A 26,919-nucleotide genomic window follows, 5' to 3' on the forward strand; every position below is an offset into this window, starting at 1 on the left:
CGGAGGTCACGGCTGGGTTGGCGGCGTGCGCCGCACCACGACCACCGAGGCGGGACCCTTGAAGCCATCCAGCGATTCCAGGCCCAGCGGATCGGCGTTGACCTCGAGCATGCCCGGCTGGCCGATGGTCGCCCGCCAGTAGCCGAGCGCGAGTTTGCGCAGCAGCGCGGCCACGGTCTGCAGCAGGTCCACCTGCAGATCGTTCTGGTTGTTCGGCAGCAGCGTATAGATCAACAGCACCAGCATGCGCAGATACTCGTGCTGCACGCCGGTGTGCTCCACGCCCTGGCCGTCGGCGCCGAGCAGGTAGGAACGCCAGTTCTGGAACACCAGCAGGCTGCGCACCATCGCCTGGTAACGCGAGGCGGCGGAGGGGTCGTCGCCGGCGCAGTACAGGGTCAGCTTGCAGTAGGTGTCGAACATGAAATCGTCCTGCGCCGGATCGTGGATCGGCGCCAGCGCGTCGGTCAGCAGCGGCTGCAGCACGGCCCGGTTCTGCTGCAACGTCGTGGCCAGATCGTCCGGCCGACTGAGGCCGATGAAGGTGGCGACCTGCGCGCGGCTCAGTCCCTGCGCCTCCATGCTCAACACTGCGTTGCCGACCGCGGCGAGCACGTCGGTATCGATGTAGCCGTCCAGATGCCGGTAGCCGCGATTGAGCCGGTAGCCCTGCACCGAGTCGAACAGCGCCGAGGCGCCTGTGATCGCGTTGCTGCCCAGGTTGGTGTCGAAGGCCAGCCACGGATAGCGCGACACCATGTAACTGCGATAGTAATAGTCGTGCCCGAGACGGAACGCATACAGCGGATTGTCCTGCACCAGCGCGTGGTAGCAGTCGGTCGCCGGCGTCGCCGATGGCTGGTCCAGCGCCTCGCTCAGCGCCATCACGTTGCGCTTGGCGTGATAGCCGGCCAGCTCGCGCGACAGCGGCGCATTGATGTCGAACCGGCGCAGCACGTGCCCGGCATGCCCGAATGCGGTATTGGTGAACAGTTCCTCGAACAGGCCCTGCGGCGTGGCGGTCCCGCGCGTGCCGCGCGGCGTGTCGCGGCGCTTGGCCTGCGCCGCATTCCAGGCATCGAGCACGTGCGCGGACAGCGCCGCGTAGAACGCCGGATCCGGCTCGCCGGCCTGATGGATGTAGTAACCGGTGAGCGAGCGGTTCTCCGCGCCGAAGCCGCTGCCCTCGCCGCAGTGGATGTGCACGATCGCGCGCAACGCCCGCTTGCCGTCGCCGCTGCCGAAGTTGCCGCGCAACGCATCGGCAGTGGACTGCAGCCAGGCGAACAGCTCGCCGTAGTTGCCGACCTTGTTCTCCGCGCCCAGCAGGTCCAGCCCGACGATGGTCGCGTAGCCGTCGCCCGGCCCGGCCAGCAACGGCTTGACCTTGTCGGTCAGATACTTGGTCAGCGCGCCATCGGGCATGTACTGGTGCGGCGTGTGCACCAGCAGGCGGTAGTCCGTGCCGTATTGCGCGTTGTACTGCTGCGCGAGCGCGGCCAGCTGCGGGATCTCGTCCTCGGTGGCCGCGCTCTGGGTCAGCAGCACGCCGTCCTCGCGCAGGTAGTCGAAGGTCGCGGTCACCCACAGCCGGTAGTCTGCCTGCTGCGCTTCGCTCCAGCTGCCGTAGCGGGCCGGATCGCCCTGGCACAGCTGCTTCACGAAATTCCCGCGCAGTTTGTAGGCGTCGTCGAACGGGGTGTACTTGCTGGCGCTGTAGATCTTGTTGTTGAAGTAGCGCACCAGCTCGCGCAAGCGCGCGTCCGGTCCTGCCGCGGACGCCAGCGCCGGGGCGACGATCTCGCGGCCGACCAGCGCATACAGCGCCGGCGACTGCGGCGGCAGCGCCAGTTCTTCCTGCAGGTAACCCGCGTTCGCCGCCAGCACCTGGCAGGCGATGTACAGATTCTCCGCCACGCACTCGGCGCGCTCGTACTCGGCGCGATTGGCCTTGCGCAGCAGCCGTGCGAACGGATTACTGGCCGGATCGGTCATCAGCGCCAGCGCATAGTCGAACAGCAGCAGTTCGCCCTTGGCCAAGCCATGCGCGTCGTTGGGATAGAAACGCTGCGCCAGCAACCGCGCCAGCGACGGCCCGGCCGCGTCGTCCTGCTTGCGCTGCGTCGGCAGGATGCCGGTGAAGTGGCTGTGGTAATCGCAGACGTAGCGGGTCAGCTGGGTTTGTTCGGCGAGCTTGAAATAGGCCATGGCGGATCCTTTAGGAAGAGACGGGCGGCATCCGCCGCCTAGGGACGAGAATGAAAACCGGATCGCTCCGGGTCCGCAGCGCAGCGCGAGCGCGGACGGCCGGCGGCGAGCGCGACGCGTTGCAGCGCATCGATCGAATCGTCGCGCCTGGTCGGCGCCAGCGGCGTGCCGGGAGGCCGAGGGGTGATCGGCTGCTCGCGGGCGGTCCGCAATGGATCGCGGCAAGCCTCGGCCATGGCCGACAGCGACTGCGCACGCGTATCCCAGGAGGGCGCCAGCATGACCGCGATGCACGCCAGCGCCACGCACCATGCCTGACGCAGGCGCGCGCGGCGCCGGACCCTGCAACGCGCCCATGCCGACCGGAAACGGGATCGGCGTCCACCTGCCCTGCTGACCATGGCGATGCTCCGTTCGGAAACGTATCGCCATCGACTCGCGCATGCCTCGTCCGCGCAGCGCACTGCAGGCATCGCGCGATGCTCGGCGACACTCTCCTAAACGCAGGCTTCGCCGCGATGTGAAAAAGGCCGCGCCCGGCGGACGCCAGGCGCGGCCGGTGCGTGGCGCAGACGGGCGGATTCAGCGCGCGGCAGCGCCCATGCCGAACAACTTGAACGCGCGGATGTGCGACGCGTCGGCGCTGGCCAGTTAGATTCAGGCGCACGCGCGAAGCCATGACCGCCGGGAAGCGATCGATCTTCGTATGCCCGATCGCGTCGGCCTGCGCGACCTGGACCCCGAACTGCTGCGACGACGGCTTCCCTCGGGGGAAGCTATCCGCCAGCGCGCGCGGCGCGGCCAGCGCGGCAGGCCAGGGCGGCCAGCCGGCGGATCGGCGAGAGCGGGCGGTTCGGCTCGCAGGTCCTCGACGGTGTCGAAGCACCCGATTGCTGCCTACACAGTCAGCATGTGGTATTTAATTGATGATAAATAGGTATCTCTTTAACCGGCACAGGACCGGACCACCATGATGTACCCCACGCTGCTCCCACTCCTTTCGCTGTTCGCCGTGCGCGCGATCGCCGCGCCCGCGCCGACCGCACCGCCGCTCGGCCTGCCCTCGCCGATCGTCTACAGCGAATTCGTCAACGCCGCGGCGCCGACCGCGCAGTGCCATGCCTCGACCCTGCTGGAAACCCGCGACGGCCTGCTCGCCGCGTGGTTCGGCGGGCGCCACGAGGGCGCCGACAACGTCGGCATCTGGGTCGCACGGCGCGACGCGCACGGCTGGCAGCCGGCGCAACGCGTGGCCGACGGCAAGCAGCCAAAGGGCGCGCCGTTGCCGGCATGGAACCCTGTGCTGTTCCAGCCGGCCAAGGGACCGCTGCGGCTGTTCTACAAGGTCGGTCCGGACCCGAAGCGCTGGTGGGGCATGCAGATCACTTCCCGCGATGGCGGCGCGCACTGGTCTGCGCCCGAGCGCCTGCCCGAGGGCATCCTCGGCCCGATCAAGAACAAGCCGGTGCAACTGGCCGACGGCCGCATCCTCAGCCCCAGCAGCAGCGAAGACGCCGGCTGGGTCGCGCACATGGAGTGGTCCGACGACAACGGCGCGCACTGGACCCGCGGCCCGGCGCTGAACGACCCGGCGCGGATCGGCGCGATCCAGCCCAGCGTGCTGGTGCACACCGACGGCCGCGTGCAGGCGATCGGCCGCAGCCAGCAGAACCACGTGTTCAGCACCTGGTCGCACGACCACGGCCGCAGCTGGGGACCGATGACCCTGCTCGACCTGGCCAACCCCAACTCCGGCACCGACGCCGTGGTCCTGGCCGACGGCCGCTCGCTGCTGGTCTACAACCCCACCGAAGCCGGCAAGGACTGGTGGGACGGCCGTGGCACCCTGGCGGTCGCCCTGTCCGCCGACGGCAGCCACTGGACCCGCGTGCTGACCCTGGAAGACAGCGCCAAGGACGAATTCTCCTACCCGGCGGTCATCCAGACCCGCGACGGCCTGGTGCACATCAGCTACACCTGGAAACGCACCCGCATCAAGCACGTGGTGCTGGACCCAAAGCGATTGAGCGTGGCTGCGGCGAAGCCGGGCGGCAAGGAGTGAGGTTTCGCGTCTCGGCATGAGGCGCTGGTTGCGCGAAGCGTCATTCGTACTTCATGCGAATGGGCGATCTGACGCCGCAGCGACCAGCGACCAGCGAACGCGGCGCGGGCTTCCTGTAGGAGCGGCTTCAGCCGCGACACAGGCCACGACGAACTAGCGGACTTCGGCAACCGCCGGGACTGAAGTCCCTCCCACAGTGCGCCCAGCCAGCTAACCGCAAGCCTCCTTGTAGGAGCGGTTTCAACCGCGACACAGACTGCGACGAGATAGCAGGCTCCGGCAGCCGTCCGTCGGGACTGAAGCCCCTCCTACAGTGCGCCCAGCCAATCAATCGCACACTTCCTTGTAGGAGCGGTTTCAACCGCGACACAGCCCACGACGAACCAGCTGACTTCGGCAACCGACAGGGCCGATGTTCCTCCCACAGCGCACCAGGCAGCCCAGCCGCAAGCCCCTGTGGGAGCGACTTCAGTCGCGACGAACGGAGCCTGTCACTCCACCGATTTGTTGATCTGTCGGGACCGAAGCTCCTCCTGCCATATCGCAGACGCTGACCGCAATCCACATCATCGGCGGAAATCAGGATAGCTCTGCCCCATCCAGTCGCGGCAGACGAATCGCCTCCCACACACCGCCGGCGCCCCACTACTCCGCGAGCAACGCCACCATCCGCCGAACCCGCTCCACATCGGTCTGCATGCGATCCCCACCCAGGCTGCGCACATGCGGATGCGGCGTCAGCGCGCGCGACGCCAGCGGCCCGCGCGCCGAACCATGGAACTCGCGCGCGCCGGTCAGCGCACGCAGCCGCGCCAGATTGGTATCGGACACTCCCGATCCAGGCATCACGCTCAAGCGCGTGCCTGCCTGCCGGACCAGCTCGGCGATCAGCGCAGCGCCCTCCTCCGCCGTCTCGCGCGCACCCGACGTCAGCACCCGCTCGCACCCTAGCGCGATCGCATCCTCCAACGCACGCCGCGGATCGGCGCTGACATCGATGGCGCGGTGGAACGTGACCCCGAGCGATCCAGCCGCCGCGATCAACACCCGCATCGTCGCCATATCGACCTCGCCGGCCGGATCCAGCGCACCCAGCACCACCCCGTCGCACCCCAGCCGCACGCACTGCTCCACGTCGCGGCGCATCGCCTCCACTTCCGCGTCGTCGAACACGAAATCGCCGACCCGCGGGCGGATCAGCACATACAGCGGAATGGTCAAGCGATCGCGCAGCACCGCCAGCGTGCCGAACGAGGGCGTCAGCCCGCCGCCGTCCAGGCCGCCGCACAGCTCCACCCGCATCGCCCCGCCGGCCTGCGCCGCCAGCGCCGAACCGATCGAATCGGCAGCCACTTCAAATCCCATCGGCACGGCCTGGCTCATGCGGCCGGCTTCGCGAAATGGCTCTGCCCCGGCAGCAGCAGATCCTGCCGCTGCGCATCGCAGACCGCGTAACTGAAACCGGGCTGGATCGCGAACGCGCCGACCTCGCCACGCTTGTTCATCGCCAGGAACCCGACCTGCAGGTCGCGGGTCAACTGCGGCTTGCGCCGCACGATGCGCATCACCACCTCGCGGCAGGCCTCGGCCGGACTCTTGCCCTGGCGCATCATCTCCACCACCGCGAAACTGCCGACATTGCGGATCACCTCCTCGCCGACGCCGGTCGAGGTCGCGCCGCCCACTTCGTTGTCGACGTAAAGACCGGCACCGATGATCGGACTGTCGCCGACCCGTCCGTGCATCTTCCACGCCATGCCGCTAGTGGTGCAGGCGCCGGACAGATTGCCGTGCGCGTCCAGCGCCAGCATGCCGATGGTGTCGTGGTTGTCCTTGCCGCCGGGCAACGTGCCCTTCTGGTAGGCGCGGTTCTCGATGTTCGCCTCCGGCTTGTACTCCGATTTCTTCAGCCACTCCTTCCACGCCTTCTCCGACGACGGCGTCAGCAGGTTGGTGCGCTCGAAGCCCTGCGCCAGCGCGAACTGCAGCGCCCCGTCGCCGACCAGCATCACGTGCGGCGTCTTCTCCATCACCCGCCGCGCCACCGAGATCGCATGCACGATGTCCTCCAGCGCCGCGACCGACCCGCAGCCGCCGGTGTGATCCATGATGCAGGCATCGAGCGTGACCCGCCCATCGCGGTCGGGATAGCCGCCCAACCCCACCGTCGGATTGTCCGGATCGGCCTCCGGCACCCGCACCCCGGCCTCCACCGCATCCAGCGCCGCGCCACCGCGCGCCAGCACCTGCCACGCCACCTGGTTCGCCGCGATCCCGAAGTCCCAGGTCGAGATCACCCGCGCCGCGCCGCGCGGCAGGGGTGCGACGCCGTTGCTGGCGGCAGCCCGTACACGTGGCAGCGCGGCGGCCAAGCCGGTCGCAAGGGCGCCGAAGGCGGCGGTCTTCAGGAAGTGGCGGCGTTCGTGCATGGGGTGGCTCCGGCGCGGGGAAGGATGGGCGCCGCGCGAAGAGCATGCGCGGTTGGCCTTGCATCATGCGACAGAGCGGGGTGGGATTGAAGGCATGCCCCTTGATTGGAGATTTATCGCATCACCCATGCATTAGGCAAATTTTAGTTATGCACAACACATGCCCAACCTGAATCATATTGAGAGCAAAGCTCCACACACTTACCCTTATCCTTATTTAGCGAATGCGCGAATGCCTCACAAATTGAGACAGACTCCTTAAGATCTGTCTGCCCCAACAAGGCGCATCGGTCATCAGTAGGATTCTCGGGAACCCTAGCTTTTACAACCGCTTCATTTCCCGCAACAAAAAATACTTCTTTACCTGCATTTTTTTTAAAAAAACTTATTGAATCCTGATGACTGCACTCGAACTCAACATCAATCAATCCACTTTTGTAAGGAACAATGCGCAATGGAGTACCAATTTTCACACCAGAAGAAATAGTCTGCGCACAAACTTGCTTAGCCTTAGATGATTCAAATAAATATTGAGAGGTTGACCATTTTTTTGTTTCAACAGACGCCCCTACCTGTTCACATGCAGGGACAATATACCCAATCGATTCCGAAGATCCAGCACTAGCACCGCAAGAAAGAAGGCCCAAAAAAGATAAAATGATAAGAAAAAATTTCATGAATTACCTCCTCATCATCTGAAGCTCTCGCAGCCTAGCTGCGATCTCCAACGCGTCCATGAATTCCGCTTGGTCAGGCCCAGTCCTTGGCAACTGATCTCCAAACAGTGCCTTCCTACACTGGCATCCTCTACGCATAACATTTATGAGAGTTTGATAACCACCAATCTGCCCCTCTCTTTCCCATTGATCAGATATAGAACATTGGTCCTCTGACTTTCGACGCATGCACCAGACGTCGATGCAATACATCGTATAGTCCCACGGGACCAAACTTATTGCAGCAGACTCCCAATAGCTTGAAGTAGCGTCATGCACTGAGAAACTCAACGGTATATTTACGCCCGGAGGAGTATACGGAATGTCGGACTTTATACTTGAATAATTCCCTGCATTTTTTCTCCAGGTATGCGCACTCGGAGCTCTGACTTGAAGTCCATACGGATCAAGCGAGGCCGCTGGATCAGCATTCGTATACGCATAAATACTGGGGCCAGCTCGCAAGCCTATTGGATCGGCCTGCCCATACCGCCCGGTGCCGGGATCGTAATCCCGGAAGTAGTTCTGGTTGAACCCAGTAGCAGAGTCGTAGCGTTGCCCCGGGAAGCGCATATCGAACACGAACGCGGTGCCGTCCTTGTCCGGGTCCTGGTCGGGTGGGGTGTTGCCGAAGGCTTCGCCCTTCAAGTCCCAGGTCCAGATCGCTACGTCGCGGGTCGGGTCGATCACCGCGCGTGGGCTGCCCAGGTGGTCCGGCTGCACGTAGCGCAGGCTGTTACTGGCCAGCACGCCTACCGGCAAGTCGTCCAGCCAGATCGCCTGCTGCAGCGCGGCACCGTTGGCGTCGTAGTTGCCCAGCCAGTGCCCGCTCTCGTCGTACAGCGTGTAGGAGTTGGTCTTGTCCACCCGACGCACCTGCTCGCCGCGGCCGTTGTAGCCGTACTTCATCACGACCGTGCCGGCGCGCTTGGCCTGGCTCATCCGGCCTGTGGCATCGTAGGCGAACTCCTGTGCGGTGCCGCCGATGGACAGCGTGTTGCCGATCGCGTCGTAGGTGCGCGCGGTGCCGGCCACCGCGCTCAGGCGGTGGTTGGTGGTCGGGTAGGTGTAGCTCTGCGTGCTGGTGTTGACCTTGGCGCTGAGCCGGTTGCCGGTGGCGTCGTAGCTGTAGCCGTCGATCACCGTGCCGGTCGGGCCGTCCTTGAACGCGGTCAGCCGGCCCAGGGCATCGTAGTCCAGGCTGACCACCGGCGCGGTGTTGCCCGCCTCGGTCAGGGCGCTGAGGTTGCCGGCCGGGTCGAAGGCGAAGCCGGTGCTCAGGCCGTCGCTGCGGGTGTCGTTGACCGCCAGCGGGCGGTAGTCCTGGTCCAGCACGCGCTGCATCGGGCGGCCGTTGCCGTAGGACCAGCTGGCCACCGGGCCGAACGGGTAGTAGGTGGCATTGCCCAGCAGTACCTGCCGGGTGCCGCCGGCCGGGGTCACGCCCACTTCCGTGGTCTGGTCCTGGGCGTTGCGCACGTAGTCCACCGCTGCGCCGTCGGGGTAAGTCAGGCGGCTCAGCTGGCCGGCCTTGGTGTAGGCATAGCGCAGCACGAACACCTTGCCGTTGATGGTCTGGACCTTGCGCACCAGGTCGCCGAAGCGGTCGTAGCAGTAGTCGGTGGTGCCGCTGCCGTCCTGCATGCTTGCCAGGCGACCGACGGCGTAGGTCTCACCGCTGGCGCACGTGGTCTGGCTGACGTCGTAGGTGTAGGTGACGTTCAAGTCTGCATCGGGATATGCCACGCCTGTCAGCCGGTTCAATGCATCGTAGCCGTAAGCAGTGGTGACGCCGCGCGCGTCGGTCTGGGTGGCGCGATTGCCGGCGCTGTCGTAGGTGTAGGTGGTAACGCCGGTGTCCGGGCTGGTTAGCTTGGTCAGGTCGCCCAGGCCGTTGTAGGCGTAGGTGGTGTCCAAACCCTTGGGGTCGGTGACCTTGGTCAGGTTGTCGAGCGCGTCGTAGCCGAACTTGGTCTCCGCCGCGATGCCGCCCACGTCCTGCAGCGTGCGCGCCAGGCGGTTGAGCGGGTCGTAGTCGTTTTGCGTTTTGTGCCCGATCGCATCGGTGACGGCGGCGGTGTTGCCGTTGGCGTCGTAGCCGAAGTCGGTCGGGTCGCCATTGGCGGTGGCCTGCGTGGCCAGCTGGCCGAGCTGGTTGTAGACCCGCGACAGCGTGCGCTTGAGCGTGCCCGACGCGTCCTTGGTGTCTTCCTTGACCCGGTTGCCGGCGTTGTCCAGCGTGTAGTGCAGCGTGTTGCCGGCGTTGTCTGCGATATCGGTCAGGCGGTGCGCTGCATCGTAGGTGAAGGCGGTGAACGCGCCGTCCGGCTGCGTCACCTGCTTGACCAGGCCGGTCGGCCAGTAGTCGATGCGGGTGATGCGGTCGTCGCTCTCGCTGCTGTCGTCGGCGCCGCGCACCTTGCTGGCGGTCAACCAACCGCGCGCGTGGTAGGTGTAATCGGTGATGGTGCCGTTGGCGTCCTTCACCGACAGCACGCGGCCGGCGCCGTCGTAGGACAGGTATTCGGTGACCTGGCCAAGCGCGTTGGTCACTTTCCACAGGTCACCCTTGCGGTGCGGGCAGGCACTGGAAGTAAAGGCGCACGAAGCAGCATCGTCCAGATAATAGGTATATGTTGTAACATCAGCCACATCCAAACGAGCACCGTCCACTCTGGTCAAGAGACCAATGAGAGGACAATCCCCGGCATCAATATCAGACGCTTCACAGTAAATCATAGAAACTGTGCGACTCTCAGATGGGGCTACTTGCGCATCAGAAATAACTTGACCGCGCTGATTGTAGGACCAACGCCGTTCTGAATAATCGCCATCTGCGCCTTGGACAATGCGACTTAACGGGACGCGAAGAGACTCATCCCAAGTATTCGTTATAGTTCGAAGTGAAGTGCCATCTGCAGAAATTCCATCAACCTGACGCAGAAGATGTCCATGGGCATCAAAATAAAAATCAGATCCAATTCCGCTGGCGTCAGTCTTTTTTTTCAAACGGCCATACGTATCGTACACATAGCCTTGATCAACCATCTTGCAATCAGAACAATCCTCAACCATTCGCACTACTTTCTTAACACCATTCACTGTCGAAAAGTACCGCTGCCGCACAGCTCCTGATGGGCTGATCACTGAGGATCCATCTCCACCCACATAAGAGAATTGAAATTTATCTACTCCATCCCCATGAAATGTAGCGACACCTCGCGCCTCGGCGTCATATTGGTATGTAGCATAACGAGCGCCATTCTCATCAATAATTCCAGTCAGCAACCGAAAAATATTAGAGCCAGCCAAATTATCTGGCTCCCCATATACATATTTGCGCTTAGAACCATCCGAGTATTCAGCAGATGTCAGCATCCCGACATCATCGTAACTGTAAAAAACCACATTGCCTGACGAGTCAACTACTGATATCAACTTAGCATCAGATGCATATTTGAAAATTAATCCCCTGCCGTTTTGATCTATTATATTTAGTAGCGCGCCCTTCGCAGCACCACTATCGCCATCATTATATTTTAGATGAACAAATTCACCATTGACTTTTCGGACTTCTACAACTCGCCCAAGCAAATCATAAAGCTCCACTTCCTTTCCATATTCACGAATGAACTTCCAACCCACTTGGACGCCAGCACCGTCATTTATATATTCCAAGGACTCTGCCGCATCAGGGGTTGGAATCCAAGCTCCCTCAGAAAGAGAAAAGCTAACTACATTGCCTTCGGGCCGAAGAACACGCGCAACAGTGCCATCAGCGCTTTTTATAATCTTACGACTGTATGTATGAGACCAATTATAACCAAGTGTATCCCCATAAGCACTGGAATCGCTGTTGTAATAACGCAAAAATTCGACCGAATGCGCTCCATTCAAATCAACCTCAACCTGATATTTATTGCCAGTAGCCGAGTTAATGGGATTTCCACAATAAAGATTCGGCGAACTGCATTTTGTAGGCCCAAGATTTTTAACAGCCTCATAATTATGTCCAGATTGGACACAGACTGCACCGGTAGTTGTTCCATCCACACCGACTGACCCGTCAGTCTTTTTTGACCATGCGGTTTCACAACCTAATACGCATTGGACTGTGCCGCTCAACGCTTCGTCAATCGCGCTTTTCTTAGCACGACTGGCACAAGTCTTATCTACAGGCCATCTACGCCCAAAAGCGGCCAATTTAGTATTTCTAGAAATCCAAGTTGCGTCAGCGCTAGCCGTTTGTGAAGCCATGTCAATCGTAGGATGTTCGATCCGGATATTTCCAGGACCCACCCCCCCGATACCACCAGACCTAGCCTTTTCAGCCACATACACGACCGCCTCAAAAGCCTCTCCCTGATCAGCGCAATACTCAGCTGAGTGCGGAGCAAATTTCGTCCAGCAATTGGAGGTGTCTTGCGCCATCGCCTCCCTAGAAAAAAAAGCAAAGACAAATGCGCCAGCAATTAAAATTGCAGACGTTACTCGAAAAAAATAAAATTGCGATAAAGAAATTTTTCGCAAAGACCCAGTTGATCGATTTGCAAAACCACAGCTACAACGCATTATCGCCACCAATTGACTTTGCAACCGAACAAATATCACCTAGAAATGACAGAAGCTAAAAATCCACAAAGATCATCGACATCAAAACAAAAGATAGGCGGTTCAGACTCACCACACTGAACTATAACCGCTCCACCACCATCCCCTCGATCGCCTCCATATCCGGCAACAACGCACTCTGCTCGCCCAGCAACACGCGCATATGCACGCCAGCGGGCAACGTTTCTTCGGAGGCGTCGGCAAGCAGGCCGTCGCGCGGGACCGAGATCAGTTGCGGGAAGGATTGGGTGATCAGGGCGAAGTACGGCAGGTCGGGGTTGCCGCCCAGCGCCTTAAGCACGACGATCTTGTTGTTGGAGGCGACGGTTTCGCTGCCCAGGCCGGTCAGGCGGGCGAACGAGAGCAGCGGGACTTTCCAGCCGTACCAGGCGATCTGGCCGAGCAGCCAGTGCGGGGCGTCGGGCAGCGGTTCGACCGGCACGCGCGACATCACTTCGGCGACGGTGGCGTTGGGCAACAGCGCCCGCTCGCTGCCGGCCTGGATCAGGACTCCGCGGATTTCGTCGTTGCTGGCGTAGCTGCTCATGGATTACGTCGTCCTGGAACCGGGAAAAACGCGCGGGCGGCGGCTCAGCCGCCCCACCGCGCGGACAAGGCCTGCGCCAGCTGCACCGGGTCGCCGCTGGGGTGGCCGCGGCCAATCAGTTGCGCGGCGGCGGCCGGGTCGTAGCAGCCGTCGCCGGTCTGGCCGGCGACCCAGGCGCCTTGTGTGGCGAGTGCGAGCACGTCTTCGACCTGCTGCGGGTCGCTGCCGCTGAGCAGCAGCACGGCACTGTGCGCGGCGGGCAAGCCGCCGACCACCGAGGCGCCGGCCTGCTGGGCGACGAAACGCAGGCCGGCGGTTTCGCCGCTGCGCACGCCGACACCGTCGGGCAGGATGTAGACGTTGCCGACGCCGACCGCCTGGCCGGCTTCGGCCAGCAGCACCGGCAACGCGGACACGCGCGCGATCTGCTTGACCAGGTTGCCGTAGCGGCCGCCGTCCAGGCGCAGTTGCACCAGCAGCGGCTGCGGGAAGCCCGCCGGCAATGCGGCGAGCAGGCGACGGATGGCATCGGGACCGCCGATACCGGCCATCACCAGCACCGCGCCCTGCGCGACCGTCACTGCAGCGGCGGCGGCATTGTCGATGGTGGACTCCTCCTCGGACTCCAGCGCGACCAGCGACAGGCCTTCGGTGGAAATCTGCATCTGGCTCAGCGGCGCACGCGCCTGCACGACCAGCGGCGCGTCGTCGTCCACCAGCGACCAGGCGCTGGCCGGCAGCGGTGGCGGCGCGCTGGTCGGCGCAGCGGATGCCGCCTCGGTCGCAGTCGCCGGTTCCGACGCCGTTGCAGGCGCGGCCACATCGCCGGCAGCGATCTGATCGCGCGAGAACTGCATGTCCTCGAACCCGGGCGCGGCATCGGCCGGCGGCTGCCAGGCGTAGAAGCTGTCGCCGGGCACAGTGGTAGCGAAGCTGGCCGCTTCCTCGACGTGGAAACCGATCGGCGCGCCTTCGTGCAGTTGCGCCGGGGTCGCCGGCAGGCCCGGTTCGGGCTGCAGGCCGGTGTCGGTTTCGCGCCCGGGCGGCAGCACGTCCTGGTGGCCTTGCAGCTTGGCCGCCAGGTGCCGCGCCCAGCGCTGCGCTTCCCAGCCCTCGCGGCGCGCGGCCAGTTCGGCCTCGTCGAAGATCACGGTGAGGCCGGGCAGGTCCAGTGCCGCATCCAGCCGTTCCAGTGCGTCCTCGATCGCCGGTTCCAGCGCGATCAGCACCGCGTCGGGCGCGGCGTCGGCCAGGGTCTGCGCATCGATCGCGCCGGGATCGTCTTCGAGCACGATCGCCGCGCCGACCTGGTGCAGCGCCTCGCGCAGGCGCTCGCGCGCCTGGCCGGGACGCGCCAGCAACGCGACCGGGGTGCCGCTGGCGGTGCCGTCACTCGCGAACACGGGCGATCCCCAGCAGGTCGTACACGTTGCGCATCAGATCCAACTCTTGGTAAGGCTTGCCCAGGTAGCGCTGCACGCCGATCTCGAAGGCGCGCTGGCGGTGCTTCTCGCCGCTGCGCGAGGTGATCATCACGATCGGCACGGATTTGTAGCGGGGGTCGGCGCGCATCGCGGTCGCCAGTTCGTAGCCATCCATGCGCGGCATCTCGATATCCAGCAGCATCAGGTCGGGGACGCGCTCTTCCAGGCGCTCCAGCGCCTCGATGCCGTCGCGGGCGACGATCACGTCGAAGTTGTGGCGTTCCAGCACGCGGCCGGTGACCTTGCGCATGGTCAGCGAATCGTCGACCACCATCACCAGCGGCACGCGCCGCTGTTCGGCCGGCGCCGCTTCCACCACCGGCCGCGCCGGCTGCGCCAGGTAGCGGCGCACCAGCGGGGCGACGTCCAGGATCACCACCACGCGGCCATCGCCGGTGATGGTGGCGCCGTAGATGCCGGGTACCGAGGCGATCTGCAGGCCGACCGGCTTGACCACGATTTCGCGGTTGCCGAGCACCTGGTCGATCGCCACCGCGGCGCGCAGGTCGCCGGCGCGCACCAGCAGCAGCGGCACCTGCGCCTGCCCTTCGGCGCGTGCCGGCGCCTGGCCGACCAGCGAGCCGAGGTCGTGCAGGGCGAATTCCTCGCCGCTGTAGTGGTAGCCGCCGTCGGCCGCTTCGAAACGCTCGCGGCTGATGCGGCCGATGCCGCTGACCGAGGCCACCGGCACGGCGAAGGTGGTCTCGCCGATCTGCACGAACACCGCCTGGGTCACCGCCAGGGTCTGCGGCAGGCGCAGGGTGAAGGTGACGCCCTGGCCCCATACCGAATGGATGTCCACCGAGCCGCCGAGCTGGCGTACTTCGTTGCGCACCACGTCCATGCCCACGCCGCGGCCGGCCAGCTGGCTGACCTGGTCGTAGGTGCTGAAGCCGGGGGCGAAGATCAGCGAATCCAGCTCTTCGTCGGACAGCGCGGCGCCGATCGCGATCAGGCCGCGCTGTTCGGCGCGGTGACGGATCGCGTCGCGGTTGAGGCCGGCGCCGTCGTCGGCCACTTCCAGCACGATTTCCGAGCCTTCGCGGCGCAGGCAGATGGCGATGCTGCCCTCTTCCGCCTTGCCCGCGGCGCGGCGCTGCTCCGGCGTTTCCAGGCCGTGCGCAACCGAGTTGCGCAGCATGTGTTCCAGCGGCGCGATCATGCGGTCGAGCACGTTGCGGTCGAGTTCGCCGTGGGTGCCTTCCAGGGTCAGGTGCACCTGCTTGCCGGTCTCGCTGGCGGCCTGCCGCACCACGCGGCGCAGCCGCGGCACCAAGCCGTCGAACGGCACCATGCGCGCGCGCATCAGCCCGTCCTGCAGCTCCGAACTCACGCGCGACTGCTGCTGCAGCAAACCGTCGTACTGGCGCGCCAGGTCGTCGAGCACGCCTTGCAGGCCGCCCAGGTCGGCCGCCGATTCGTTTAGCGCGCGGCTGAGCTGCTGCAGCGTGGAGAAGCGGTCCAGTTCCAGCGGATCGAAGCTCTGCTCGCTCTGGTCCTGTTCGCGCTGGTAACGGGCGACGATCTGCGCTTCGGTTTCCAGGTCCAGGCGGCGCAGCTGGTCGCGCAGTCGCGCATTGGTGCGGTCCAGTTCGGACATCGCGCCGCGGAACGCGCCAAGCTGCTGCTCCAGCCGCGAGCGGTAGATCGCCACTTCGCCGGCGTGGTTGACCAGGCGGTCCAGCAGGTCGGCGCGCACGCGCACCTGTTCCTGCATCGGCCGCGCGATCATCGACTCCTCGTCGAGCGTGCCGTCCACCGGCAGCGGTGCCGACAGCGGCGCCGGTGCCGGTGCGGGCACCGAGGCCGGATCGACCGCGGCCTGGATCATCGCCGCCACGTCGGCATCGGTTGCGGTTTCGGCGACGGCATCGATGCCGTCGGCGGCGAGCGGCAGGCTGCGGCCGTGGGTGCGCGCGTCGAAGCGGCCGATCAGATCGAGCGGCATCGCCACCGCGCGGTGGTTGCCGGTGAGAGTGAGCAACTGATGCAGGCGGTCGAACCCGCGCTCGAGCAATTGCACGTCGCTGCGATCGAGTTCGGTGCGGTTGGCGGCCACCGCCTCCAGCAGCGATTCGATGCCGTGGCCGAGGTCGCCGATCGGGTTGACCCCGGCCATGCGCGCGCCGCCCTTGAGCGTATGCAGGTCGCGCTGCAGGCCGGCGAGCGCGTCGCGGTCCTGCGGCGCGGCGCGCAGTTCGGCGATCAGGCGGTCGCAATGGTCGAGCAGGTCCTTGCCTTCCTCGACGAAGATATCGACCAGTTCGCGGTCCAGATCGGCGAAGTCCAGCGGGCCGAGATCGACCGCGGCCAGGTCGCTGGATTCGGCCGAGGCGGTGTCGTGCCGGGTGGGTTCGGCGAACGACGGTTCGTCGGATGCGGCGGCTGGCGGGTGATGCTCGTCGCCGGTTTCGGTCGGCTCGGCGGCTTCCGCGTATGCAGGCTCGGCCTGCGTATCCGCGGCGTCTCCCGGATCGCCGGCATGCTCCGCATGGTCCGGCGCGGCGTCGGCAGAGTCGGTCGCTTGCGTTGCGTCGACGTGCGCCTCATCGGCGTACGCTGCTTCGGCCGGCGTTGCGTCGGCACCAGCATCGCCCTCATGCGCGGCATCGGCCGCTGGCGCATGCTCCTGATCGGTCGAATGCTGCTCTTCGGCGTGCGCTTCATGGGCATACGACGCTTCGACCGGCACCGCGTCAAAGCTGGCATCGCCTTCGTACCCGGCATCGGACGCTGGCGCGTCGGCCGTTTCGGTCGAATGCGCTGCTTCAGCATCTGTCGTCGCGCCAAGCGCTGCTTCGGCATCGGTATCGGCGAGTTCGGATGCGGCATGTGCGGCGTCTTCATCGTGCGACGTAGACGCGCGGTCGTGCGCATCGTTCGCTTCGACATCGGCCGGATGCGTTTCGATATCGGTCTGCGCGGCGTAACCATCGGCGCCTTGCTCGACGGTCTCGTGCTGCGATTGCGCTGCAGCATCCACGATGTCGTGCGCGTGCGCCGCGGTGTCGGCATGCGCCGCAGCGTCGTCCGCCGCAAGCAGCGGTTCGGCATCGTCGTTCGCAGACACCGGCTCGCTGCCGTGCCACTGCGTGGACGGCTGCACCGGCTCTGCATTGAACGCATAGCCCTGCGGATCGCGCTCCTGGTCGTGCTCGCCCTGGTCGTGCGTGCCTTGCGGGTCTTCCCGATGCGCGCCGTGATGGGTGTCGTCGTGCGTCGCGCCATCGTCGGCCGCTACGTCCTGCTCCTGCGTCTCGACCGTCGCTTCCAGAGGCGGCGGCAATTCACTGTCCGCCGGCACGCGCTCCTCGGCCAGCGGCGCGTCGACGGTCAATTCGTCGAGCTTGCCGTCCTGCGCCAGCAGTGCCTGTTCGTCGGCGCCGATCGCAGCAGGCTCGCTGTCGGCCGGCGCCTCGGCGATCACGTCCGAATCCTCTGCGGCCTCCGCCTCCTGCGCAACGCCGGCTGCGGCGATGCCGTCTTCCTCGTCGGCGGACGCATCGTGGTCGTCGAGCGCAGGCGCCGTCGATACCACGCCGTCGGCGGATTCTTCGCCAGTCGCGTGCGACTGCGCCGCATCGAACGCCGACGGCGCATCGACTGCATGCGCAACGAAGGCATCGGTATCGGCACTTTCGGCGACATGATCGGCGACGGCATGATCGTCCGTGCCGGCCGCGTCGAGATGCCTGGCATCGCCCAGGTACGCCGACAGGTCGTCGGCCGAAGTGAGTTCCACCGCCTGCAGCAACTGCGCATCCAGCCCGGCATCGGCGTGCGGCTGCGGTTCGTTATCGTCCTCTTCGTCGTGCGCGACCGAAGGCCACTGCACTTCCGGCAGCGTGGCGACCAAGGCCTGCAGCCGCTGCGCCAGTTCGGTGAACGGCGGGATCACCGGCGACGGCGCCTGCAGTTCCTCGATGGTGGCGGCGATGGCCTGCGCGGCATCGTCGAGCGCACGCACGCCGTCGGCGCCGGGCACCATCGCGGCGGCCAGCAGGCGCTTGACGTAGCTCTCGGCCGGGCCGGTGACGTCGGTGATTTCCGGCACGTCGGTCATCGCGAACGCGCCGCTCATCGTGTGCACCGCGCGCAGCAGCGCCTCGGTGGCCGGCTGCGGCGCATGCTGCAGCCAGTCGCGGACCGTCTCCAGATGCGTGCCGACCTCGGCTTCGAGGATCTCGCGCAGCACGCTGTCCACCGAGGCCGGCGTGCCGGCGCGCGGCGCGGCAACGGCCGGTGCCGGCGCGGCGGCGAAATAGTAGGCGTCCTCGCCTGCCGCGATGCGGTCGGCGACCGCCTGGATCGCGTCCAGGTCGGCATGGATGACGCCATGTCCGCGCAGTGCGGCGTTGAGCTGCGGCAACACCTCGTAGGCCAGTTCGACCATGGTCACCACGGCCGGGCTGGCCGCGCGGCTGCCATCGAGCACGCGATTGAGCATGCCCTCGATCTTCCAGCTGAACTCGCCGAGCACGCGCGCGCCGACCAGCCGGCCACTGCCCTTGAGGGTGTGGAACACGCGACGGATCGGACGCAGGCTTTCCAGGTGATTCGGCGACGCGCGCCATGCCGGCAGCAGGGTGCCGAGGTTGACCAGCTCCTCGTCGAATTCCTCGAGGAACACCTCGCGGATGTCGGCGTCGATCTCGCCGCCGTCGTCGACGAAGCCGCCGTCGATGGCGGCCGGCGCGGGCGCCTCGGGTGCCGCGACCGCATCGGTCGGCGCTTGCGCGTGGTCGGCAGTGGCCTCGGTCGCGCCGGCGGACTCTGCCGCGGCGGGCGCGGCGACATCGAATTGTGCGGCAGCGGCGTCGAGTTCGGCGAGGAACGCCGCCGAAGCGGCGTCCAGCTCGATCGGCTGGATGCTGGCCTTGTGCACGCCGGGCGCCGGCGCTTCCGGCTCCGGGGTCGGCTCCGGCCAGGTCAGGTCGACGAACGGACTCTGTTCCGCGCCTGCAGCGGCGTCGGCATGCTCCGCCTCGTCGGCCTGCGCGTGCGGAGCTTCGGCGCTCTCGGCCTCGGCCTCGGCCTCGGCCGCGAACACGGTCTCGCTCGACGAAAGGTCGATGGTGGGCGTGCCGGACTCGGCGACAGCGTCGCTGTCGTCGTCGGCCAGGGTCGCCGGCGTGTCGTTCCAGGCGATGCTGTGGACCTCGTCGGACGCGGTCTCGGCGAAGGCCGGCGCATCCTCCAGTTCGATCACCAGCACATCGTCGTGGACGTTGTCGGTGGGCGCGGCGGCCGGGGCTTCGACGATGACCAGGGCCGGATCGTCGTGCCCGGCAGCCGATTCGAATTCTGCGTATTCGGCGGCCACCGGGTCGAACCCGTAGCTGGCCGGTGCCGCTTCGTCGCTCGTGGGCGCGGCATCGGCATGCGCGACGGCCTGCTCGGGCGCCGCTTCGGCGCTTTCCCAACGCAACGCATCGCCTTCCAACGCCAGCGTGTCGGTGCTGATCTGCAGCGGCTCGACAGTGGCCGACCATTCTTCCTGCTCGGCGGCGACCGGATCGAAACTGATCGGCGACGACACGACGACGGACGCATCGTCGTTGCCCGCAGCGCTGACCGCCGCGGCGGACGGCTCGGCGTCGGCGTCGGCGTCGGCACGCTCGGCAGCCCCGGCGTTCGCGGCGGCCTCGGCAGCGTCGTGCAAGGTCCACTGCGGTGCCTGCGGCGACTCGCCCGGCAGCGGCGGCGGCGTGCTCGCGACGATCGGTGCATCCGCGACCGGTGCCAACTCCCAGGACGGCACCGGCGGCGGCGCGGACGCCGCGCTCGGCACGTCGGCAACGGCATCGGCCGACGCGATGCCCGGCTCCGCCACGGGCGCAAGCAACGGCGCATCGGCCACCTGCGGCACCACGCCCTGCGGCGCCGGCGCATCGCTGGGCAGCGGCCAGTAGCGCAGCGTTTCCAGGCTGGTGCGGGTGATGTCGAGGATTTCCTCGCGGCCCGGGCGGCGCTCGCGCAGTGCTTCCAGGTAGTACTCCAGGCTGGCCATCGCATCGGCCAGCGTGTCCAGCTGGCGCCCGCTGGGCACGCGGCGCTTGCCGATCAGCTCGGTGGCGACGTAGCGGCGCACGCCTTCCAGGTAATCGGCCGGCTGCGGCAGTTCCAGCATGCGCAGCGCACCGGCGACCTCGCCAAGCAGGCGCGGCACTTCGGTCAGGCGCTCGTGTTCCCAGTTGGTCTCGATGAAGGCGACGAAATGCTCGCGCGCGGCGGCGAAATTGGCGATCGCCTCGTGCGCCAGCACTTCCACCGTGCGCCGCGCCTCGGCGGCGCTGGCATCGTCATGGATGCCGGCGCTGGCGCCGAGATAGGCGACCTGGTCGTCGAGCGAGGCATCCACGTACAGCAGCGCGCCGGCGATATCCAGCAACAGGCCCTCGTCGGCCTGGCGCTCGCCGTCGACGATGCTGCGCAGCGCATCGCGCTGCTGCACCACCACGCCGCGGGCCACGCCCAGGCCCATCACCCCGAGGGTATCGGCGACGCTGCCCAGTTCGTCCACCTGGGTCTGCAGCGCGGCCACGTCGCCACCGGTGCGCAGGTGCAGGTCGAGCGCGTCCTTGACCCGCAGCAGTTCTTCCTTGATCGCGGTGCCGACGGTGTCGAGCAGTTCGCGGTTGCGGCCGCTGAGGCTGCCGCGGGCATGGTCCAGTTCGGCCTCGGTGGCGGCGCTGGCGTCGGGCGACAGCGCGAACAGCGCGCCTTCGCTCAAGCCGGGCTCGCCGCGCGAGGCGCGGATCTCGTTGAGCAGCGGCAGCAGCACGATCGGGATGTCGCGATGGCCGTCCTGCAGGCGCTCCAGGTAGTCGGGCAGCAGCACCGTGCCGCGCATCAGCGTGGCGCAGGCCTCGTCACGGTCGGGCACCTGGCCGTTCTGCACGGCGATGGCCAGCAGTTCCAGTTCCTCGGCGACCATCGCCGGCGCGTACAGCTCGACCATGCGCAAGGTGCCCTGCACCTGGTGCAGGTAGCCGGCGCAAAAGCGCATGCGGCTGGTGTCGGCCGGGTCTTCGACGAAGTATTCGATCTCCCCGCGCACCTGGCGCAGGGTCTCGTCCAGCTCCGGCTTGACCCAGCCCAGGGCGGCGTGGCTCATCGCATCGCGCAGCGCGCTCATCGCCGCGTCTCCGCGGACGGCCGCGCGCCGTGCCGCGCCAGCGCGGCGGCGGGATGCAGGGAGTTTTCGCGGTACGTCATGTGCACTGTCCTTCCACCCTGTTCCGATCCGCTCACGCCGGCAGCTTGAAGTCGGCGACCGAGCGCCGCAGGTCCGCCGCCAGCTGCGCCAGCCGTCCGATCGATTCGGCGGTCTGGCCGGCACCCTGCGAGGTCTGTCCGGTGATGCGGCGGATCACGTCCATCGTCTGGGTGATGTCGGTCGCCGCGGCGGACTGCTGGTGCGCGGCGATGGAGATGTTCTTGATCAGGTTGTTGAGCGCGTTGGAGACGCGCTCGATCTCGGTCAGCGCGGTGCCGGCGTCTTCGGCCAGGCGCGCGCCGGACACCACTTCGGAAGTGGTCTGCTCCATCGAGCTGACCGCTTCGTTGGTATCGGCCTGAATGGTCTGCACCAGGCCTTCGATGCGGCGCGTGGCGCCGGAGGTGCGTTCGGCCAGGCGCTGCACTTCGTCGGCGACCAGCGCGAAACCGCGGCCGGCCTCGCCCGCCGAGGCGGCCTGCACCGCGGCGTTGAGCGCCAGGATGTTGGTCTGCTCGGAGATGTCGTTGATCAGTTCGACGATCGAGCCGATCTCCTGGGTCGATTCGCCCAGGCGCTTGATGCGCTTGGAGGTTTCCTGGATCTGGTCGCGGATCTGGTCCATGCCCTGGATGGTCTCGCGGACCACGCCGGCTCCCTCGGCGGCGATCACCACCGAGCGCTGCGCCACTTCGGCCGACTCGCTGGAGTTGCGCGAGACCTGTTCGATGCTGGCCGCGATTTCGTTGATGCGCTCGGACGCCGAACCGATCTGCTCGGCCTGGTGGCCGGCGGCCTCGGCCAGCTGCAGCGCGGTGGCCTGGGTTTCCTCGGTGGAGATGGCGACCTTGGCCGAGGTGTCGTTGATCGTGGTCACCAGGTGGCGCAGTTCGTCGACCGCGTAGTTGATCGCGTCGGCGATGGCGCCGGTCATGTCCTCGGTGACCGAGGCCTTGACGGTCAGGTCGCCTTCGCCGAGCGAGCTGATTTCGTCGAGCAGGCGCATGATCGCCTGCTGGTTGCGGCTGTTGTATTCGACCTGGGTCTGGTAGCGGATCTCCTGGTCGCGGGTGCGGCTGCGCACCGAGGTCCAGACGAAGCCGATGATCGACAGCAGCGCCAGCAGGCCGGACACCACGCCCAGCCAGAAGTTCGGGAACAGGCGGGTGTCGCGGGTGGAACCGAACGCGGAGAAGGCGTCGAACAGCTTCTTGCTGTCGTCGAGCATCTTGTCCGAGCCGGCGGTCAGCGCCGCGGCCGAGGACTGCGCGGCGAACAGGCTGCGCGAGCTGGCCAGCAGCGCGTCCAGGTCCTTCTTCATTTCCGCCCACTGCGCCTGCGACTGCTCCAGCGCGGCCAGCGCGGCGGCGTTGCGCACCGGCGCGATGCCCAGTTCCTCGTTGCCGTTGCGCAGGCCTTCGAGCATCTGCCCGAACACCACCGAGTCGCGCGCCAGCGCATCGCCGGCGCTGGCCGCACCGCTGCCGCCGGCCCGCATCTCGGTGACGCGGCGGGCCATGGTGCCGGCCACCACCACCTGCTGCAGGGTGTTGTAGATCTGCGCGGCGGGGGCGCCGCCGACGGTCATCGCGCGCACCACCTCGTTCAACTGCGCCTGCAGCTGCGGCACGCCGCCGACGAAACGCTCGGCATTGCCGGCCAGCGCCAGCACCGCCGGTTCGCTGTCCACCACCTGCTGCGCGTTCTTGCCCAGCGGGGTCCAGGTGCGGTTGAGTTCGGCCAGCGGGCCGGCGATGCCGGTCTCGTTGGCGTAGCGCGCGTTGAGCCCGGCGACGGTGCTCTCCACTCGCGTCTTGGTCTGCTTGAATTCCTTGTAGGTGGCGGCGTTGCCGGACACCGCGTCGCGCGCCTGGTTGGCCAGCTGCTGCGACAGCACCTGCAGATCGGCCGCGCCGGTGCTGGCGCCGGCCAGGCGGTTGCCCTGCCAGGTGGCCACGCCGGTATTGGCGCCGAACACGATCAGCGACAGCGCCAACAGGCCCAGCCAGAAACTCGTCCCCACGCTGCCAAGCTTGCTGGCCTTGGGGGCGTCCGGTGCAGTACTCATGATTCGACCTCGATCTTCGATGCGAAGGCAGGCCGCGCGCTCAGGCGGCGGCTTGACGGAATTCGGGTGTGCGCGACAGCAGCGACAGCGAGAACACGCCCCAATCGTGGGTGTCGCCGCGGAACGCGCGGTCGACGAAGTGCGCGTAGCGGCCCTGCGCCAGGTCGCCGGGTTCCACCGCCTGCGATTCGGCGAAGCTGCGCTGGCCGAACAGTTCGTCGATGGTCAACGCCACGTCGCCGCCGCTCTGGCGCATGATCAGCACGCGCTGGCCTTCCAGCAGCGAGGTGCGCTGGCCTTCCATGAACTGCTTCAAATCGACCACCGGGAACAGGTTGCCGCGCAGGTTGCCCACGCCCAGCAGCCACGGCTGCGCGCCCGGCACCGGGGTGATCGGCGGCATGCGCACGATTTCCACCACCTCGCGGAAGTCGGACACCAGATGGCGGTTGCCGACGCGGAAGCCGACCCCGCGCCAGATGTCCTCGTCGAATTCGCGCTCGGGCATCTGCACCGCGTGCGCCAGGCTGCGCCGCTCGTAGGCCTCGAGGATGTCGAAGGGCGAACGCACGTCAGCCGACCAGCTGGTTGATGCGGGCGATCAGCTCGTCTTCGCGCGGCGGCTTGACGATGTAGTCGGTGGCGCCCTGGCGCATGCCCCAGACCTTGTCGGTCTCCATGCTCTTGGTGCTGATGATCAGCACCGGGATGTGCCGGGTGGCCTCGTCGCGCGACAGCGCGCGGGTGGCCTGGAAGCCGCTCATCCCCGGCAGCACCACGTCCATCAGCACCAGGCTGGGCGCCTGCTCGCGGACGATCTTCAGCCCGTCCTCGGCGTTGTCGGTGGCGAGCACCTCGTGCCCGGCTTTTTCCAGCCACTGCGTAAACACCGCCCGGTCGGTCGGTGAGTCCTCGATCAACAAGATTCGAGCCATGGTGCCTTTCCCCCTGGTCAGGCGTTGACGTATGTACGGATCGCGCCCAGCAGTTCTTCGCGTGTGAAGGGTTTGGTGAGGTACTGCTCGGAACCGACGATGCGCCCGCGCGCCTTGTCGAACAGGCCGTCCTTGGAGGACAGCATGATCACCGGCGTCGCCTTGAACAGCTGGTTGCCCTTGATCAGCGCGCAGGTCTGATAGCCGTCCAGCCGCGGCATCATGATGTCCACGAAGATGATCTGCGGTTGCTGATCGGCGATCTTGGCCAAGGCCTCGAAGCCGTCGGTGGCAGTGACCACCTCACACCCCTCGCGCTTCAACAGCGTTTCGGCAGTACGACGGATCGTCTTCGAGTCATCGATCACCATGACCCTCAGTCCTGCGAGTTCCCCACCCGCAGTCGTGTTTTCACTCATTCACTTGCCCCCCAGGCGCGCGACGCTTCATCGGTTCCGACGTCGCTGCGAAACGACATGTATCCCAAGACCCGCTCGGACTGTCAAGGCCGCCGCCACGGCTCTGCTTTGGATCACTTTCCAGCGCTAACTATGTCACAGTTTGATTGCCGCCGCAGGGCAGCGCATGGCCCCGTGCCACGGCCCTTGCGCACCCCTGCCGCCGACCCGCTACCATCCTCCGCTCAGTCCCCCGGGTAACGCCATGTCGTTCGATGTCATCGTGGTGATGGATCCCATCGCCAGCATCAAGATTGCCAAAGACACTACCTTCGCGATGTTGCTGGAAGCGCAGCGCCGCGGGCATCGGTTGCACTACGTGCGCCCCGGCGGGCTGTCGCTGCGCGAGGGCCGCGCGCTGGCCCAGGCGGCGCCGCTGCAGGTGCGCGACAACAAGACCGGCTGGTTCGAACTTGGCGCGTTCGCCGAGCTGGCGTTCGGCACCGGGCAGGTGGTGCTGATGCGCAAGGACCCGCCGTTCGATTCGGAATTCCTGTACGACACCCACGTGCTGAGCGTGGCCCAGCGCGCCGGCGCGCAGGTGGTCAACGACCCGCAGGGCCTGCGCGACTTCAACGAGAAGCTGGCCGCGCAGCTGTTCCCGCAATGCTGCCCGCCGACCCTGGTCAGCCGCGACGCGGCCGCGCTGAAGGCGTTCGTGCTCGAGCACGGCCAGGCGGTGCTGAAGCCGCTGGATGGCATGGGCGGGCGCTCGATCTTCCGCAGCGGCACCGGCGACCCCAACCTCAACGTGATCCTGGAGACGCTGACCGACGGCGGCCGCACCCTGGCCCTGGCGCAGCGGTTCATTCCCGACATCAGCGCCGGCGACAAGCGCATCCTGCTGGTCGATGGGGTGCCGGTGGACTACTGCCTGGCGCGGATCCCGCAGGGCGACGAATTCCGCGGCAACCTGGCCGCCGGCGGCCGCGGCGAAGGCCGCCCGCTGAGCGAGCGCGACCGCTGGATCGCCGCCCAGGTCGGCCCGGAGATGAAACGGCGCGGCATGCGCTTCGTCGGCCTGGACGTGATCGGCGATTTCCTGACCGAGGTCAACGTCACCAGCCCGACCTGCGTGCGCGAACTGGACGCGCAGTTCGGGCTGAACATCGCCGGGCTGCTGTTCGACGCGATCGAGGCCTACCCGGCGCGATGAGCGCGGCCGCCGCGACGCCCGCGCCGCGCATCGGCGAGCGCGACAGGCTCGGCGCCACCCTGGTGCTGTCGCTGATCGTGCACGGCCTGCTGATCCTGGGGGTCGGCTTCGCGATCGACGACGACGCGCCGCTGGTGCCGACCCTGGACGTGATCTTCAGCCAGACCAGCACCCCGCTGACGCCGAAGCAGGCCGACTTCCTGGCCCAGGCCAACCAGCAGGGCGGCGGCGACCACGACAAGGCGCAGCGCCCGCGCGACAGCCAGCCCGGCATCGTGCCGCAGCAGCACGACGGCCTGGCGCCGCAGGCGCTGCGCGCGCAGACCGCGGCGGCGGCACCGGAGCCGACCCCGCGCGTGGTCAGCAGCGCGCGCGGCGAACAGCCGCAGCCGGCAGCGCAGACCCAGCCGCGCACCGACGCCCCGACCCAGCCGGTGGATGCGCAGCGCGAGCAGCGCGATGCGGAGATGGCGCGCCTGGCCGCCGAAGTGCACCTGCGGTCGGAGCAATACGCCAAGCGCCCGAACCGCAAGTTCGTCTCCGCCAGCACCCGCGAATACGCCTACGCCAATTACCTGCGCGCCTGGGTCGACCGTGCCGAGCGCGTCGGCAACCTCAACTATCCCGACGAGGCGCGCCGGCAGCGGCTGGGCGGCCAGGTGGTGATCAGCGTCGGCGTGCGCCGCGACGGCAGCGTCGAGAGCAGCCGCATCCTGCGCTCCAGCGGCGTGCCGATGCTCGACGCTGCGGCGATGCGGGTGGTGCAGCTGGCGCAACCGTTCCCGCCGCTGCCGCATACCGAAGACAACATCGACATCCTGCAGGTCACCCGCACCTGGGTGTTCCTGCCCGGCGGCACCCTGCGCGACGACCGCTGAGCGCGCGGCGGCTGAAGCAATTGGCCCCTATGGCCCCTCTCCCACCGGGAGAGGGGTTGGGGTGAGGGTACGGCCGCCACGGACTGCGTGGCGACACCCAACGTTTCGAGGCTCCGCCCGTACCCTCATCCGCCCCTGCGAGGCACCT

16 protein-coding genes are annotated in these 26,919 nt (G+C 66.6%); 3 read left to right on the forward strand and 13 right to left on the reverse strand.

All coding sequences use genetic code 11. The annotated features are described in order from the left end of the window. Window positions 1–6: 6 nt before the first annotated feature. Both HDC36_RS09060 and HDC36_RS09065 read right to left on the reverse strand, forming a co-directional pair. Window positions 7–2,208, reverse strand: coding sequence for a hypothetical protein (locus HDC36_RS09060; RefSeq protein ID WP_179566468.1), 2,202 nt, complete (start codon window positions 2,206–2,208; stop codon window positions 7–9). Window positions 2,209–2,246: 38 nt separating this feature from the next. Further along, window positions 2,247–2,513, reverse strand: coding sequence for a hypothetical protein (locus tag HDC36_RS09065; protein ID WP_179566470.1), 267 nt, complete (start codon window positions 2,511–2,513; stop codon window positions 2,247–2,249). Window positions 2,514–3,178: 665 nt separating this feature from the next. On the opposite strand from HDC36_RS09065, the gene HDC36_RS09070 reads away from it, so the two are divergent. Beyond that, window positions 3,179–4,270, forward strand: a complete 1,092-nt coding sequence (locus tag HDC36_RS09070; RefSeq protein ID WP_179566472.1) for a sialidase family protein — start codon at window positions 3,179–3,181, stop codon at window positions 4,268–4,270. Window positions 4,271–4,915: 645 nt separating this feature from the next. Here HDC36_RS09070 and HDC36_RS09075 read toward each other — a convergent pair. The 11 genes from HDC36_RS09075 to pilG all read right to left on the reverse strand — a co-directional run bounded on the left by HDC36_RS09075 (window position 4,916) and on the right by pilG (window position 24,698). Next, window positions 4,916–5,635, reverse strand: a complete 720-nt coding sequence (locus tag HDC36_RS09075) for a copper homeostasis protein CutC (protein ID WP_179567949.1) — start codon at window positions 5,633–5,635, stop codon at window positions 4,916–4,918. A 14-nt stretch (window positions 5,636–5,649) separates the two neighbouring features. Then, window positions 5,650–6,699: a N(4)-(beta-N-acetylglucosaminyl)-L-asparaginase gene (locus tag HDC36_RS09080; protein ID WP_179566474.1), complete on the reverse strand. Its 1,050-nt coding sequence runs from the start codon at window positions 6,697–6,699 to the stop codon at window positions 5,650–5,652. Window positions 6,700–6,842: 143 nt separating this feature from the next. Beyond that, on the reverse strand, window positions 6,843–7,376 hold the full coding sequence (locus HDC36_RS09085) for a hypothetical protein (protein WP_179566476.1): 534 nt from the start codon (window positions 7,374–7,376) through the stop codon (window positions 6,843–6,845). Between the two features lie 3 nt (window positions 7,377–7,379). Then, window positions 7,380–11,987 (reverse strand): RHS repeat-associated core domain-containing protein, encoded by a 4,608-nt coding sequence (locus HDC36_RS23460; protein WP_343204328.1) that lies wholly within the window; start codon window positions 11,985–11,987, stop codon window positions 7,380–7,382. A 121-nt stretch (window positions 11,988–12,108) separates the two neighbouring features. Then, window positions 12,109–12,573 carry a chemotaxis protein CheW gene (locus tag HDC36_RS09095; RefSeq protein ID WP_179566478.1) on the reverse strand — a complete coding sequence of 155 codons (465 nt, stop codon included), beginning with the start codon at window positions 12,571–12,573 and terminating at the stop codon, window positions 12,109–12,111. A gap of 44 nt (window positions 12,574–12,617) precedes the next feature. Next, a complete protein-coding gene (locus tag HDC36_RS09100; RefSeq protein WP_179566480.1) occupies window positions 12,618–13,976 on the reverse strand; it encodes a chemotaxis protein CheB in 1,359 nt (452 codons plus the stop codon). Beyond that, a complete protein-coding gene (locus tag HDC36_RS09105; RefSeq protein ID WP_179566482.1) occupies window positions 13,963–21,195 on the reverse strand; it encodes an Hpt domain-containing protein in 7,233 nt (2,410 codons plus the stop codon). The genes HDC36_RS09100 and HDC36_RS09105 overlap by 14 nt, the downstream gene beginning before the upstream one ends. Before the next feature lie 112 nt (window positions 21,196–21,307). Continuing rightward, window positions 21,308–23,344, reverse strand: coding sequence for a methyl-accepting chemotaxis protein (locus tag HDC36_RS09110; RefSeq protein ID WP_179566484.1), 2,037 nt, complete (start codon window positions 23,342–23,344; stop codon window positions 21,308–21,310). A gap of 40 nt (window positions 23,345–23,384) precedes the next feature. Further along, window positions 23,385–23,915: a chemotaxis protein CheW gene (locus HDC36_RS09115; RefSeq protein WP_179566486.1), complete on the reverse strand. Its 531-nt coding sequence runs from the start codon at window positions 23,913–23,915 to the stop codon at window positions 23,385–23,387. 1 nt (window position 23,916) lies between these two features. Continuing rightward, window positions 23,917–24,279, reverse strand: coding sequence for a response regulator (locus HDC36_RS09120; protein WP_179566488.1), 363 nt, complete (start codon window positions 24,277–24,279; stop codon window positions 23,917–23,919). A gap of 17 nt (window positions 24,280–24,296) precedes the next feature. Further along, entirely contained in the window at window positions 24,297–24,698 is a 402-nt protein-coding gene (pilG, locus tag HDC36_RS09125) for a twitching motility response regulator PilG (protein ID WP_003472648.1), read from the reverse strand. Window positions 24,699–24,942: 244 nt separating this feature from the next. On the opposite strand from pilG, the gene gshB reads away from it, so the two are divergent. Both gshB and HDC36_RS09135 read left to right on the forward strand, forming a co-directional pair. Next, complete coding sequence (gene gshB / locus HDC36_RS09130) at window positions 24,943–25,893, forward strand: glutathione synthase (protein ID WP_179566490.1); 951 nt, start codon at window positions 24,943–24,945, stop codon at window positions 25,891–25,893. Then, a complete protein-coding gene (locus HDC36_RS09135) occupies window positions 25,890–26,771 on the forward strand; it encodes an energy transducer TonB (protein ID WP_179566492.1) in 882 nt (293 codons plus the stop codon). The genes gshB and HDC36_RS09135 overlap by 4 nt, the downstream gene beginning before the upstream one ends. Window positions 26,772–26,919 lie beyond the last annotated feature (148 nt).

It is taken from the genome of Xanthomonas sp. JAI131, assembly GCF_013410075.1.
GTDB classification, from domain to species: domain Bacteria; phylum Pseudomonadota; class Gammaproteobacteria; order Xanthomonadales; family Xanthomonadaceae; genus Xanthomonas_A; species Xanthomonas_A bonasiae.